Genomic DNA, 14,949 nt, shown 5'->3' with positions numbered 1-14,949 from the left:
TATGCACTTTACCGATTATTTCTGTTCCCATTTCATCCTCATCTAGAGGAACAGTTAGATCTCTACAAGAGAACACTCAAATTTCTGCTGTTGTCTCAGGGAAAATAATACAAAATAAGTTAGAAAAAAATAATCAAGAAATAAAACAAGGAGATACCTTACTCGTTGTAACAGCTGAACAATTAGATATCCAAAAAAACTTACAAAACAACCAAAGTCAAGATTACAATGCACAACTTTCAGATTTACAAAAAATCTCCCGTGGGAATTTTATTGGTTTACAGACCGGACAATACCAAAAGGAAGTTTCTGCCATGCAGGAAAAAATTGCACAGGTCCAAACTCAGCTCTCTTTAGCACAGAAAGATTATGACAGAGCTGCCATCCTGTATAATCAAGGTGTAATTCCTAAAGCAGAATATGATAAATATTACTATGATTATCAAGGGATAAAAAAACAAATCTCAGGAATCAAAGAGCAACAAATAGCCCAATGGCAGGCTCAAAAAAGAGAAACAGAAAGACAACTTCGTACTTCGGGTTCAGAGGTACAACGTATCAATCAGGAACAAAAAAATTATATCATCACTGCTCCCGTTTCAGGAAGGCTTATTAATTTTTCAGGAATCCAGAAGAATAATTTTCTGACTCAGGGGCAAAATATTGGAGAAATATCGCCTGAGGTTTCTTTAATTGCAGAATGCTTGGTTTCCCCAAAAGATATAGGCTTCATACATACAGGACAGGATGTTAAATTTCAGATTGACACTTATAACTATAATCAGTGGGGATTGTTGAAAGGAAAAGTTCAGGAAATAGATCAAAATATTAAAGTAAACCAACAAACCGGAGAAGCTTTTTTCAGAGTGCTTTGTAAAATGGATGATAACTACCTACAACTAAAAAGCGGATACAAAGGAAATATAGGAAAAGGAATGAGCTTTACGGCTCGTTTTCATTTAATAGACCGCACTTTGTGGCAGCTATTATTTGACAGAGTTGATGATTGGTTCAATCCAAAATTGAAATGATGAAAAAAAATATACTGATAAAACAGCACGATATTAAAGACTGCGGTGCTGCCTGCCTGGCTTCCGTTGCCATCCATTACGGATTAAAAATGCCTATTGCCAAAATCAGGCAAATCTGCCATACCGATACCAGAGGAACCAATGTTTTAGGATTAGTACAAGGATTGGAACAGCTTGGTTTCAATGCGAAAGGCGTGAAAGGAGGTGTCGACGCTTTGCCGGAACTTCCGTTACCAGCTATTGCCCACATTATTGTTAACGGACAAATACACCATTATGTAGTCGTTTACAAAGTTACGAAAGATAAAATCACGGTGATGGATCCCGCAAGAGGAAAATTGGAGGATTACAAAATAGATGACTTCTCAAAAATATGGACAGGCGTTCTGATTCTGTTGGAACCTAATGAATATTTTGAACAAAGAAATGAAAAAACAAGCCTCTACAGAAGATTTTGGGATTTAATTCAGCCACATAAAAGCATTTTAGTTCAAGCTTTATTGGGTGCATTGGTATATACTATTCTTGGCTTGTCGACTTCAATTTACATTGAAAAAATAACAGATTATGTTTTGATAGATGGAAACAAGCGTTTGCTCAACTTACTTTCTGTGGGAATGATTGTTATATTGTCGTTTCAAATTTTTATTGGAGCCATGAAAAGTGTTTTGGTATTGCAAACTGGGCAAAAAATGGATAAACATCTTATTCTTGGTTATTATAAGCATTTGTTAAAATTACCTCAACGGTTTTTCGATACGATGAAAGTAGGAGAAATTATTTCAAGGGTAAACGATGCCGTCAAAATAAGAACATTCATCAATGATGTCTCCATACAGATTTTTGTCAATATTTTCATTATCATTTTCTCGTTTGCCCTGATGTTTACGTATTACTGGAAATTAGCATTAATTACAGCATTAGTCATTCCTTTCTATTTTTTAGTGTATTGGATCACCAATAAACTGAATAAAAAAGCAGAAAGAAAATTAATGGAAGAAAGTGCCGAATTGGAATCCCATTTGGTGGAATCTATCACTTCTGTAAAGACTATTAAACAATTTGGGGTAGAAACTTTTGCCAATAATAAAACTGATAATGCTTTTTCAAAATTATTAAAGACTATTTACTCTTCTGTAATGAATGCTTTGTTTTCAGGAAATTCCTCTGAATTTCTATCAAGAATTTTCACCATTGTATTACTTTGGGCTGGTTCTGGCTATGTTATTGATAGAGTAATTACTCCAGGAGAATTATTATCTTTTTATGCTTTGATCGGATATTTCACAAGTCCGGTTTCGCAATTAATTGGAATGAACAAAACCATTCAGAATGCTTTAATAGCCGCCGACCGTCTTTTTGAAATCATGGACTTGGAGCGTGAGGAAAATACCGAAAAGCTAGATCTCGCAAAAGAAAATGTTGGAGATATACAGTTTAAAGACATAAGCTTTAGCTATGGGAGCAGAACCGAAGTTTTTACGAATTTTAATTGTCTTATAAAAAAAGGAGAAACTACAGCTATTGTTGGAGAAAGTGGCAGTGGTAAAACGACATTAGCCTCTTTAATCCAAAATTTATATTCGCTTAAAACGGGTAAAATTATGATCGGAGATTATGACGTTAATTATATTTCCAATTATTCTTTAAGAAATTTAGTATCTGTTGTTCCGCAGCAGATCGATCTTTTTTCAGGGAACGTTATTGAAAATATTGCTTTAGGTGAAGATTTTCCGGATATACAAAGAATTTTAAGTATTACTAAAAATCTGGGAATAATAAATTTTGTAGAAAAACTCCCAAATGGTTTTCAAACTTATTTAGGAGAAAACGGAGCTTTGCTTTCCGGTGGACAAAAGCAAAGAATTGCCATTGCAAGAGCTTTATATAAAAATCCCGAAATTTTAATCTTGGATGAAGCTACTTCTTCATTAGATACTGAATCAGAATTGGTCATTCAAAATACTTTACAGGAATTTAGAAATCAGGGCAAAACAATGATTGTTATCGCTCACCGATTGAGTACCATCGCTAACTCTGATACTATTCTTGTCATGAAAGAGGGGCAGATTATTGAACAAGGCAGTCATTTAGAACTTCTCAATACAAATTCTGTTTATAAATCTATGTGGGAAAAACAGGGTGCTAGATTAGATTATTAAAACAAATATTATGATTGATTTTATGCTTATTATATTTTTAGCTATTGTGGAGTTTTTAGATAGAATTTTATAAATATCATTTGTAATACAATAGTCAAGGTAATTTGTAAAATAATAAAAACAAAAAGGTCCCCCAATAAAAAATCAGGAGACTAAAAAAACACAAATGATGAAAAAAAAATTATTTCGTAGAGGTAAATATATCACATAATTTCAGAATTCCAAAACCTCATCGTCCTAACTTCCGTTTCCTTGTCTATTCCAGAATTCCTCCAGATTGTTGGTTGTTTTCCTGATCTCCAAACTTCAATAAAAGCAATAAAGCTCCGGCAATTTTGGAATCTTAAAAAACTCATCCAAAAACAGGAAAAGAAATTTTATTTCTCTCTGCTGTTTTTCTCACAAATCACATCCATTTCATGACCGAGTTTTTGGAATCCACTCTATTGAGATTAGGATTTCTTAAAAAAACAGAGGTTTCCATTTTTACTATGAAAAGTAATTTTTACCTGGGAAAAATTTAAGGAACTGAAGATTATCTAAAGCAGAACCCTACAATCTGCTTACCTCACAAGTTTCTGAACTGTTAGCTTAGGTAGAGCATCCTACTTTTAATCAAATTAATTTTTAATAGTATAAGTATAAAAGGTTTTCTATTTTTACCCTTTATAATTCATATACAACAGATATTAATTAATTTATTTATTAAAAGTTCCTGCCTATGAAGCTCTCCGAAGATATAGAAGATCAATACCTGAAAGAGGTTCTTTACAATAATTCCCTAAACAATCTTCCGAATGAAGAATGGAAGATGATTGAAGGTTTTGAGAATTATGAAATCTCTAATTACGGGAGGGTGAAGAGTCTCAAACGCATTACCGTCACACTACGCAGTAAACGTGAAGAGCCTGAAAAGATTATGAAGCTGTTTTTTACGAAGTACTCTAATAAATATCTTGAACGTAGTTATTACAATATTTTCTGCTCATTATCATTAGAAGGAATAAAGCACCGAAAATCGATAGCCCGTTTAGTATATTATCATTTTGTAAAAAAGTATGATATGGATAACCGATCTGTTGTTATCTCCTATAAAGACAGCAATAGTTTCCATCTTCATTATAGCAATCTGGAACTGCTATCCATTAGTGAACAACGTTATAAAATGTTCAGTAAAGACAGAGCTAAAAGCTGGAAAAGTGATTCTAAGCAGCCTATTAGCCAATACACTATTGAAGGTGATTTTGTAGCAGATCATGAAAGTATTTATGCTGTCGAGAAAGCGCTTGGGCTTAATAGTGGAGGCATCTTGTATGTATTAAGGAACAAGAGTTTTACGGCAGGTGGGTTTCGATGGTTTTATAAAGAGTACCAACCTGAAAAGGAAGATTTTATATTTTCCTCAAAAAACAGGAAAAGGTCAACAAGGACAGATGATGTTCTTAATATAAACCTTTGGATGAGACTGGGCAAGCCATTAATTGATGAAAATAACCCACCTGCCTGCATGAACCTTTCACTCAATGATCTTCCCGGTGAAAACTGGAAGCCTGTCCCTGATTTTGAAGAGACATATCTTGTTTCAAATAAAGGGAGAGTTAAGCGATTGAGCGGATGGGTCGCCGGGAAAAGTAAGACGTATTTGGGCGAACAGATTATGAGGCTTAAATGTGATTCTAAACCTAATAATAAAGATATAATTCGTTTCTCTGTCTCTCTAAGGAAAGGTCAAGAAAAGAGGTTTCAATTATCCCTCAACCGATTGCTTTATTGCTGTTTTATAAAGCCGTTTGATGTGAATGATAAAACAATTGTAGTTAACAACCAAAGCCAGCCAATGTGGGACATTGACCTGTCGAAGCTTTCTTTATGCTCTTTGAGTTCTGTACTCAAGGGAAAGAAAAAGATCAGGACAAAAAAGGAAAGATAATTTTTTGATTTTTATATTAAGCAATACGAGATTTTGTTTTACTTTTTAGCTGCTTTTTTAGAGAGAGCATATCTTCACTAATTTTTTTATCCTGAATTTTGGCATAATGCTGGGTCATTCTTATATTGGTGTGACCGAACATTTTGCTGACAGTTTCCAATGGTACACCATTGTTAAGGGTAACCGTTGTAGCAAAAGTATGTCTTGCCGTATGAAAAGTAATATCAAAATCAATTTCACATAAATCACCGATCTCCTTTAAATATTCATTCATTTTTTGATTGCTTAATACCGGTAAAACTATATTTTAATTCACACATTTTCGGTGATCCTCATACCTTTTCAAAATCTCCTGTGCTTCTGCTAACAGGGGAATACTTGCTTCAATCTTTGTTTTAGCCCTTTTGGTCTTTATCCATAATCCGCCGTCAATCCCTCTGGTAATTTTATATCCTGTAAGATTCTTAACATCGATATAAGCTAGACCTGTAAAGCAGCAGAACACAAAAATGTCACGAACAATTCTCAAACGTTCAGAAATAAATTTCTTACCCTGAATTCTTTTCAATTCTAAATCGGTTAAGAATCTTACATCTACATTTACTATTTTAGATTTATAGTTTGCAAAAGGATTTTTGTTCATCCATTCATTGCCAAGACAGATATTAATAATTTTTTGAAAATTTTTGATGTACTTTACAGCAGAATTATTGGAACAGTTTCTTACCGTCCTCAAATAAAATTCATAATCCGCAACAAATCCGGAATTAATATGACGGACATCAATGTCACCAATATTAAATTTCCATTTCATGAATGCCTGAGTATGTCGTAATGAAGTTTCATATCTTTCCCATGTTCCTTTAGAAAACTCTTTTCCTATAAGTTCCTTCATTTTTGAATTATGGTCTTTAAAAACCTCAATGAGTGTGAACTTTCTTTCTTCAATTCCTAAATATTTATTCCGTAGACTTTCGCAGGTTATTTCTTTCCCTTCACTGAATAAACTAGTATAACATTCAAATAATTTTGACCGTATTCCTTCCAAAAAAGAATTTAACGGCTTAGCATGAGGAGTATTGCCTGCAATTTTTCCTGATTTAATACTCCATTATGAGGTTTTAATCATCTGTCCTGTCGAGATTTCTGTTCTTTTGCCGGAAATAGTAATCCGCAAATAGATCGTAGAAATTGTAGAATTGTTTTTGACTTTTTTTGCATAGAAAAGCACATTGTAAGTTTCCATAACTTTAGATTTTTAAGATTAGTAATGTATTTGCGAATCTTAAAACCTACAAGATGTTCAATCGATGAACAGGCTCTTTACTTGTTATTCGGTGAGTAGAAAATGACACTTCCGGCTACTCACCGAATGACTCACTTTCGTTTTGTATTTCTTTGATACATTTTGCTCACTCCAAACAACAAAAAATCCTTTAAACACTAAGATTTAAAGGATTTTGATTTTATTTGTTTCTCCAACTTGCGGAGAGAGAGGGATTCGAACCCCCGGACCTGTTACAGTCAATAGTTTTCAAGACTATCGCAATCGACCACTCTGCCATCTCTCCATAAACTCCGGTAGTACCGTTGTTTTTCAGTGGTGCAAATATAGAAAGTTTTTTAATATTGACAAAATATTTTTTCAATAAAATTATTTTTTTTAGATTCAATAAGCATTCAACTCACTTAAAAATCAAAAATAAAGTATATTAAAATCTAAATACCAATCATTTAAAATCAAAGAGAACTTCCCGATGTGTTACTATGTTTTTTAAGAAATATTTTTTAATCCTAGTAATATTCCTTAGTAATCTCTCCTTTGAATTCCCGTTTACTGATCCGGATCAAACATCTGTTCACCAATTGCTCTTATCACCTTTTACTTTCAATGAAAATTATCCATTTTTCAAAAAAAACTTACTCTATTTTCATGGTTGATCAATATTATATCCGTTCTTTCTGAAGCTCTAAAACTTTTTTTAGATAAACATCAGTCTGGTCTAAAAATTCCTGATCAGTCTGGTGAACTTCAATATGAGGAATAATCCCCTGTCCTTTATGCTGATCCGGAAGGTTTTGGGCATCCTGAATGACATGAACAATGGAAAAACCTGTCTGTATACCGGTATTGGGAAGTTCATAAACTAAGGGAAGGTGCCCGTTGTGCTCATAATACCCTCCAACTGTTTCTTTTCCAATGACCACTGCATTGGTATATGACTTAATCAGGGAAGCCAGGTGCGAAGCTGCGGAAGCTACACGTTGATCTACCAGCAGATAAAGCTGTCCTTTAAAGGTTTTTTGATTAGGAAGAATCAGCGGATTTTTATCATCAGTCCAATAATATTTATCCTGAACCTGTTTAGGATAAAGCTGTTTAAGATAAGTATTCAATCCGTATTTATCTTTTACGCCATTGGATAGGAAAAGGGAAATAATCACCAGCTTTTCGTCTAATGGAACCTCATTAAATTTTGTATAAGCATAATGGCTGTCACGGAAAGGCCTTTGTGTAAGGTAAGAAAAGACTTTTTCATAAAGCGCTCCTGTTCCACCTGTATTTCCTCTTAAATCGACAATGAGATTCTTCACCTTTTCCTGCTCTAGTGTATTTATCATCTGATCAAGAAAAGCACTAAATCTGGTATATGCAGGATCTTCCTTGCCTGTTGCAAAGTCAAAGCCTCTTACAGATAACCGGTATATCCCCTCTCCTTCTTTATTAAAACTGTATTTTTCTGCCATCAGCTTCTTATCGAAAGAAAGTGAATGCCGTGAATCCTGTAGTTTTCTGAAACTCTCCAATGATATCCCAGGCAGGGAAACATTATTTATCTTTCCATTCCACCGATAGCTGATTTCATAATTTTTGTGAGTTCCAAATTCCATGTAAAATTTATCAATCATTCCCCTTTCAAATCCTGCTGTTTCTCTATAGGGCATTGAAAATCCGTCGGAAAAATAGTATTGAGAAAAGCGGTTGATCATCTCTTTTGCCGGAATACCATTCACAGACAGTACCTCAGCGCCAAGAGGCACCGCAACCTCCTTAGAATCCTGCAGCAGCCGTCCGTCAATATTCGTTAATGTAAAAGGAAGATACTCCGGCTTCTGGGTCATATAATAAGAAGCATGATTGGGCAGATCAGTATAGTTATGACAGCTGCCTTCAAATCCTGTGACTTTAGCAATCACCTTGTAAAAATCAAAGATATTTTTACAGTTTTCAGCTTCCTTCTCTGCCTGCTGATAAATGCTGTCAATCTGTTTTTTAGCCCTGTAAACATATAGTCCTGAATTTGCTTTTTCTCTTATAGAACGGAAAGTATGCAGGTCTTCCACAAACTGACCAGCACTTAACTGATCTTTTAAAACCTGAACATTTTTAGATTCTGTAATAGTAACTTTAGCAGGTTTACTCTTTTCTAAATAAGACTTAGCCCAGATTTTAAGTCCATATATTTTACCTTTCTCAGGGGTAAAATATAACCTTTCCACACTTTTTATTCCTCTCGAATCATCCTGATCTTTTACTTTTTTTCCATCCATAAATAGTGCTAAAGCCAGATTGGCATCAGGCGAATGAACAGAAATCCAGACAGATTTATCAGACTGAGGTGAGTATTTCAGGGTATCACCCGGTTTCAGGTATGTATTGGTTTGAGCATAAGCAGAATTTACCACTAATAAAAAAGGAATAATGAAAGGTTTGACCATTGTTATTTTTTAAAGGGCTAATATATACAAATTACGGCAGCCGGTTTAACAGGTAGAAATGTTTTACTTCTTACATTTGAACGCTTACTCCCCATACTTCTTCTGCAGAAAGTCCATAGATCTGAGGTGTCTTTACATCAGGCAGATTGAGGTATATGTATATTTCTGCTCTGTGATGAATTTCATGTTCTATCATTGCACGAAGCCATTTCCAAGTTGAAATTTCACTATTGGCAGGTGTTAAACATTTCCGGTAAAGATCTTCATTGGACAAATTATTAATTATTTCCAGTGTTTGTCTGTGCATTTCATTAAAAAAATCACGGTATTTTCATAACCGTCTGCCAGGTCTCTTCTACATCCCTGATAACCACTTTTTCTTCCTGAAATGGTTTCGCAATACCTATAGCGTTCAATGGTGGCAATATGTCTGATCTGATCTCCAATGGTAAATTTCCGGGTTTAGAGGAAAAATCTACATGTACAGGAGATACTGATTCAATGATTCTGCTTGTTCCTTCTCTGGTTTTCCCACCGTAATCAACAAATGATTTCACAGATTTTATTTCCATTGGTTAAGCCTTTAATCAAATTAACAGTCCGTTTTATCATTTGAAGATAAGAAATCCTGAAAAAGAAGATTATAATTTCTGATATAAATTATTCAAAACATCAAAAAAGCGTTTAATAACTAATCACTAAATTTGGAAAATTATTAAATATCTGATATTTTAGTAAAAAAAACAATAATGATGAAAATTTGGCTTTCTTTATTGATTGCTATTCTGAGTTTCAAAAATATATCCGCTCAGTCTGCAAAAATTGACCCCGAGAAACTGCTTGAATATTATGAAAACCAGCGCTATGAAGATGCTGCCAAGTACCTTCAAAGTATATACAATGAGAATACAAAGGATATAAAGGCGCTCAGCCAAATTGCTTATTGTAATCTGATGGCAGGGAAACTTCCTGAAGCTGAAAAAAGCTATCTGAAAATCAACAGTCTGCAGCCTAACAATTTATCTGCCTTATTCAGTCTTACCAGCATCAATTCCAGACGGGGTAATGCTTCCAAAGCAAAATCTTATCTTCATCAGATTATTCAGTTAGACAGCCTCAATTTCAGTGCTTATAAACAGCTTGCAGCTTATGAAGATGTTCCTGATGTAAAACTTAAATTTCTCAAAAAAGCCAATACACTGAAGACTGCAGATCCTGATGTAGCGTATGATCTTTCTATGGTTTACCGGGAGCTTAAAGAATATCAACAGGCATATGATATTTTAAAAACAGCTATTTCTGCAGATCCTGAAAACTTTATTCTACAGCAGGCTCAATTACCTTTATCCAATCAGCTAGGCAAGTATCAGGAAGTGATCGAGACCGGCGAAAAATTGTTGAAAATCAATGCTGACGTCAACGTTATGAATGATACAGGACAGGCCTATTTCTATGTAAAAGATTATCAGAAATGCATTAATCTGTATAAAGTTCTTGAAGATCTGGGGATTCAGAATGAGGGAACATTGTATTATATGGCTTTGAGCTATCGTGAACTAAAGGATTATGATAAGGCTGCAATCTATGCTCAAAAAACCATTGATGAAGCGATTTCAGATCATACTCCACTTTATTATGCTGCGCTGGCAGGTATTTATGAAGCAAAAAGCCGGTACAGTGATGCACTGGCAGCTTATAAAAGAGGACTTAGTTTCGGACAGAGCAATATGATCTGTTACCGTTTAGCCCTTCTATATGACCTTAATCTAAAACAGCCTAAAAATGCGGTGGTCTATTATCAGTTGTATCTCAAAAACAAACCTGACCAGGAAAGAGAAAAGGAACAGATTATATATGCCAGAGAGAGAATGACTGCTTTAGCGCAAACTAAATAGACACCATATCAGGAACATTCTTTATTAGTTTTATAAAACGTTAAACTCCATATATTATATCCAGCCAACTTTCTTCCTCCAAATATTATATCCTTTATCTTTCGCCTCAATTTCCGGAATATTTTCCGGAGTCGGGATCCAATTAATTTTTTCCTGGGATAATGGCAGCAGATTGACCTTTTCGCGCTCCTTATTAAGGTTGTCTTTATCTTCAACAGGATAAATTCCTTCAGGAATAATTTGTGTTCCGTATTTTTGGGGTTTACTTTGGAATACCTGAATGCGGTCATACAAATAGGCTGTGTTCCTGGCATCCACATCATTACTGTTTTCTTCCATCATCTTATAACACTGTTTCATAAAATCAGGCTCCCCAATGGAATGCTGTACAATCAGCCATGCAGCATTACTTGCATTTTCACCTACTTTTGAAATGGTTGGAAACCCGATTTCTGCGATAATTTCACGCAGCCTTTTTGCATTATCTGTATGAACTTTTTCCATTTCGGGATGATAACCGGCTGACAGCTTTCCTTCAGCTAATAACTGCTGTCTTATGGCTAAATCTTTATCTGCCAGTTTCAGCAATTCTTTGGCGAAACTCTCATTCATTGTTATAGTTTTTTTATAAGATATTTGGGAGATTCTGTATAACCCTGCCTATAATAAAATTGATGAGCTTTTTCTCTTTTGCCGTTACAGTGTACTTCTATACGATCACACTTTCGCGTTCGCGCTATTTTCTCACAATATTCTTCCAACTGTTTTCCAAGTCCTGAACTTCTGAAATTTTCATCAACCGAGAAATAGCTGATTCGGGCAAAATCTCCTTTAAGCGCAATCTGTGGAATAATATGAATAGATATAAATGCGGTCACTTTTCCTTCGGAATTTTCCACTACTGTTAAGTATTCATCGGGATCATTTAAAAGATTTTTAATTTTTTGAGCAATAAATTCCCCTATATCAGGATATCCAAGCTGATCCAGTAAAACTGCAACAGCATTCTGATCTTCTTTTTTCATTTTCCTGATATTCATTATTTTATATATTTTAGACAACCGAAGTTACAAAAACATTTGATTCACTTTGATAGTTTCAAGAATAAAATCTGCTCTTTTTTCTACTGTACCTTTAGGGACTTCAATAACATGATAATCGTAGGCCAGATAGATTTCCTTGATACAGTAAAAAGTGGATACAGCTACCTCAAAAGTTTGTTTTCGTTCCTGATCGTTTTCATAAATTTCTTTCCAGGGCGGAAGAATAAAAACATTTTTATGATAGATCATTTCAGCAGATTTGATTTGCATTTCTTCAGAAACAGGTATATTTTCCAGTTTAAGATATCCTAAGGTATCTAATATTCCCCGGTCAAAGAATATGATTTTAGAATCAGCCCCTGAGCTTATCTCCTGAAATCTTTCTAAAGAAGCATTGAACATCAATTCTGCAAAATACTTTTTATTGAGCCAGGGAAGCCCGTTTCCATTCACAGCGATCTGTTCTTTGATAATTCTACGGCCTTCTTCAGGAACTGTCTGAAATCCCCGCCTCTGTAATTCATCCAGCAAAGCTGTTTTCCCGGCACCGGGGCCGCCAGTGATGATACATAGTTTTTTCATTAAGTTTAAATAATATTTGGAATAAGTACAACTTCAAGTCAATCAGAAGTATTATCCTCTTTTCAATCGTGATGTTACATCTACTGTGAAAGGACCTTTATTTCAAATTTTACTGATATTACAAATTAAGGATTTGTTTTATTTGTTCTTTTTCCAGCTTTTTCAATAGAATACTTTTTAAATTATAATCCGTATCCAGTCCAAGGGATAGATGTTCATCTGCATCATGAAATGTCAATGCATTGACATCAGCTTTGCCAAAGAAGACCAAAATATTCTGACACTGAACATCAAATAAGATTTGAGTGGTATGATATGTTCTTTGGGCAGTCTTATTATCATGTAAACAAAACTGATAGCTACCTTCAGCAGCATGAATATTTTCCATGAAGTTTTCAGGTATAATATTTTTCCCATTAACAGATACAAAGGTAATATTGACAAGGCTTTTTGATACTTTATCAAACTTAAATGTGATAAAATTTCCCGTTTCCCCGTCATAATTATCTATTGTAATACCTTCCTGATAAACAGAATACGCATCAAAAATTATTTCAAGCGGTATTCTGCCCGTATCTTCATAAAAATGATAGATCAGAGAAACATCCTTTAGATTTTCATCAGGTATAATTGATAGATTAATCATTAGTTTTTTTTTTAGGGCAGTGTATCCTGCAAGGCAGATTACCCTGATAAATTTGTACTTTTTAACAATAATTTCACCAGCGCCGTTATTTTAAATTACCATTTTCAAAGTGAAAATATTCCAGTGAAGCAAAGGTAAACTTCTGTATAAATTTTGATTCTTTTTGGTTTTTTGTCCGAATCGTAAAAAAGCCTTCCTGAATTGTACAATCATAAAATCCTTTATCTACAGGATATTTATTCAATATTCCGCTTAATGATTTTTTTATCTGTGGTTCAGCATCTGCGGATGTGTAAAAATACCCGCTGGAAAATTTGCACCTTCACCTGCAAAAATATACACTGCATTTTTAATTTGATAAAAATAATAAATTAATCGTTTCCAGATATATGATCAATGAAATATATACAGAACTGAATATTATTCCTGCATGATTTTCTTCATTTCATCAAATTCCTGTTCAATGATCATGTCAGGTTTGTAGGTAAACAAGGAAACGACAATATTGGCTAATAAAGAGAGCGTAAATCCAGGAATTATTTCATACCAGTCTTTCAGCGGATGCTGAAGGTAAACCCAGGCCAATACTGTTACTCCTCCTACAAGCATTCCGGAAAGACCTCCCTGCCAGGTTGTTTTCTTCCATAGAAGTGACAGTAAAATAAGGGGTCCGAATGCTGAACCAAAACCAGCCCAGGCATTTCCAACCAGATTAAGTATACTGTCTTTAGGGTCCAGCGACAGAAGCCCTGCAATAATTGCTACCAGTAAAACAGAAAGTCTGCTGGCTATCAAAAGTTGTTTTGGAGTTGCTTTTTTATTCAGAAAAGCTTTATAAATATCTTCTGTTAATGAACTTGACGTTACCAGTAACTGAGATGAAATTGTACTCATTACAGCCGCAAGAATCGCTGTAAGCAGAAATCCTGCTATAAACGGATGGAATAATATTCGGGAAAAATAAATGAATATTGTTTCTGCCTCGGTCTTTGATCCATCAAATTTCAACATGGTTTCCACATCAAATTTCTGCAGATAAGCAATCCCTATCAAACCTATGGCTAATGCTCCGGCAACGGTAAAGATCATCCATGTAATACCTATTCGTCTTGCTTTTACAAGATCTTTAGGTTTATCAATCGCCATAAAACGGACTAAAATATGAGGCTGACCACAATAGCCAAGACCCCACGCCAACAAAGATGCAATACTTACGGTAGTTGTCCCTCTGAATAAATCAAGATATTTCGGATCTTTAGTTTCAATCAACGAAAGCGTTTCACCAACACTTCCAATTTGGATAACCGCTACAATTGGTACAATCACCAATGCCAGCACCATAATGGTTCCCTGTACAAAATCTGTAAGGCTCACAGCAAGAAATCCTCCTAAAAATGTATATAAAACAACCACCACACTTGTTAAAAGTAAACCTACGGTGTAATCCATCCCAAAGGCCGATTCAAATAATTTTCCACCGGACACCATCCCTGCTGAAGTGTAAAGGGTGAAAAACACCAGAATAAAAATGGATGAGGTGATCTTGAGAAGATGGTTTTTATTTTTGAATCTGTTTTCAAAAAAAACAGGTAGCGTAATAGCATTCTGAGCTACTTCTGTATAAATTCTGAGTCTCGGTGCAACAATTATGTAATTGAGATAAGCCCCAATCGTTAAGCCAATAGCGATCCATGCACTGGAAATACCCGACAGATACATGGCTCCGGGAACTCCCATCAGCAGCCATCCGCTCATATCAGCAGCACCGGCAGACAATGCCGTTACCGCAGGGCCCATTTTCCGCCCACCTATTAAAAATTCTTCAGAATTGCTTGTTGATTTTCTATAAGAATATATGCCTATACCTATCATTAGCAACAGGTACAGTCCCACAGAAACCGCTTCATATACTTGCATATTATTTTTTATGAAGCCGAATA

14 protein-coding genes, 1 tRNA gene and 1 pseudogene are annotated in these 14,949 nt (G+C 34.8%); 4 read left to right on the top strand and 12 right to left on the bottom strand.

The genetic code is table 11. The annotated features are described in order from the left end of the window. The 3 genes from AC27VX_RS20765 to AC27VX_RS20755 all read left to right on the top strand — a co-directional run. Positions 1-1,031: HlyD family secretion protein (locus AC27VX_RS20765; RefSeq protein ID WP_488697711.1), on the top strand; the 1,031-nt coding region annotated here is incomplete at its 5' end. Beyond that, entirely contained in the window at positions 1,031-3,193 is a 2,163-nt protein-coding gene (locus AC27VX_RS20760; protein ID WP_488697709.1) for a peptidase domain-containing ABC transporter, read from the top strand. The genes AC27VX_RS20765 and AC27VX_RS20760, both read left to right, overlap by 1 nt. A 721-nt stretch (positions 3,194-3,914) precedes the next feature. Next, entirely contained in the window at positions 3,915-5,123 is a 1,209-nt protein-coding gene (locus AC27VX_RS20755; protein WP_488697707.1) for an NUMOD4 domain-containing protein, read from the top strand. A 16-nt stretch (positions 5,124-5,139) separates the two neighbouring features. Here AC27VX_RS20755 and AC27VX_RS20750 read toward each other — a convergent pair whose 3' ends face one another. The 6 genes from AC27VX_RS20750 to AC27VX_RS20725 all read right to left on the bottom strand — a co-directional run bounded on the left by AC27VX_RS20750 (position 5,140) and on the right by AC27VX_RS20725 (position 9,415). After that, positions 5,140-5,427, bottom strand: a complete 288-nt coding sequence (locus AC27VX_RS20750) for a tyrosine-type recombinase/integrase (protein ID WP_488697713.1) — start codon at positions 5,425-5,427, stop codon at positions 5,140-5,142. Between the two features lie 3 nt (positions 5,428-5,430). After that, on the bottom strand, positions 5,431-6,171 hold the full coding sequence (locus AC27VX_RS20745) for a tyrosine-type recombinase/integrase (protein WP_488697705.1): 741 nt from the start codon (positions 6,169-6,171) through the stop codon (positions 5,431-5,433). A gap of 438 nt (positions 6,172-6,609) precedes the next feature. Further along, positions 6,610-6,694: transfer RNA gene (locus AC27VX_RS20740), tRNA-Ser, on the bottom strand. A gap of 376 nt (positions 6,695-7,070) precedes the next feature. Continuing rightward, positions 7,071-8,843 carry a S41 family peptidase gene (locus AC27VX_RS20735; protein WP_488697703.1) on the bottom strand — a complete coding sequence of 591 codons (1,773 nt, stop codon included), beginning with the start codon at positions 8,841-8,843 and terminating at the stop codon, positions 7,071-7,073. A 70-nt stretch (positions 8,844-8,913) separates the two neighbouring features. Further along, positions 8,914-9,150, bottom strand: a complete 237-nt coding sequence (locus AC27VX_RS20730) for a DinB family protein (protein ID WP_488697701.1) — start codon at positions 9,148-9,150, stop codon at positions 8,914-8,916. Between the two features lie 13 nt (positions 9,151-9,163). Then, complete coding sequence (locus AC27VX_RS20725; protein ID WP_488697699.1) at positions 9,164-9,415, bottom strand: hypothetical protein; 252 nt, start codon at positions 9,413-9,415, stop codon at positions 9,164-9,166. Between the two features lie 177 nt (positions 9,416-9,592). On the opposite strand from AC27VX_RS20725, the gene AC27VX_RS20720 reads away from it, so the two are divergent. Beyond that, the gene (locus AC27VX_RS20720; RefSeq protein ID WP_488697697.1) at positions 9,593-10,738 is read left to right on the top strand and encodes a tetratricopeptide repeat protein; all 1,146 of its coding nucleotides are present in this window, start codon (positions 9,593-9,595) and stop codon (positions 10,736-10,738) included. A 54-nt stretch (positions 10,739-10,792) separates the two neighbouring features. On the opposite strand, the gene AC27VX_RS20715 is transcribed toward AC27VX_RS20720, so the two are convergent. The 6 genes and pseudogenes from AC27VX_RS20715 to putP form a co-directional block, all read right to left on the bottom strand. Next, positions 10,793-11,350 carry a DUF6624 domain-containing protein gene (locus AC27VX_RS20715; protein ID WP_488697695.1) on the bottom strand — a complete coding sequence of 186 codons (558 nt, stop codon included), beginning with the start codon at positions 11,348-11,350 and terminating at the stop codon, positions 10,793-10,795. A 2-nt stretch (positions 11,351-11,352) separates the two neighbouring features. Beyond that, positions 11,353-11,778 carry a GNAT family N-acetyltransferase gene (locus tag AC27VX_RS20710; RefSeq protein ID WP_488697693.1) on the bottom strand — a complete coding sequence of 142 codons (426 nt, stop codon included), beginning with the start codon at positions 11,776-11,778 and terminating at the stop codon, positions 11,353-11,355. 27 nt (positions 11,779-11,805) lie between these two features. Then, on the bottom strand, positions 11,806-12,363 hold the full coding sequence (locus tag AC27VX_RS20705) for an AAA family ATPase (protein WP_488697691.1): 558 nt from the start codon (positions 12,361-12,363) through the stop codon (positions 11,806-11,808). A 118-nt stretch (positions 12,364-12,481) separates the two neighbouring features. After that, complete coding sequence (locus AC27VX_RS20700) at positions 12,482-13,009, bottom strand: hypothetical protein (RefSeq protein WP_488697689.1); 528 nt, start codon at positions 13,007-13,009, stop codon at positions 12,482-12,484. An 85-nt stretch (positions 13,010-13,094) separates the two neighbouring features. Continuing rightward, positions 13,095-13,313, bottom strand: a pseudogene (locus AC27VX_RS20695) (DUF7710 domain-containing protein); the annotation flags it as partial. A gap of 116 nt (positions 13,314-13,429) precedes the next feature. Continuing rightward, positions 13,430-14,926, bottom strand: a complete 1,497-nt coding sequence (gene putP / locus AC27VX_RS20690; RefSeq protein ID WP_488697687.1) for a sodium/proline symporter PutP — start codon at positions 14,924-14,926, stop codon at positions 13,430-13,432. Positions 14,927-14,949: the final 23 nt, after the last annotated feature.

This window comes from Chryseobacterium sp. 14P4.3.2 (genome assembly GCF_057799275.1).
The sequence above is the reverse complement of the archived record's forward strand: the minus strand, read 5'-3'. Positions and strand labels throughout refer to the sequence as shown.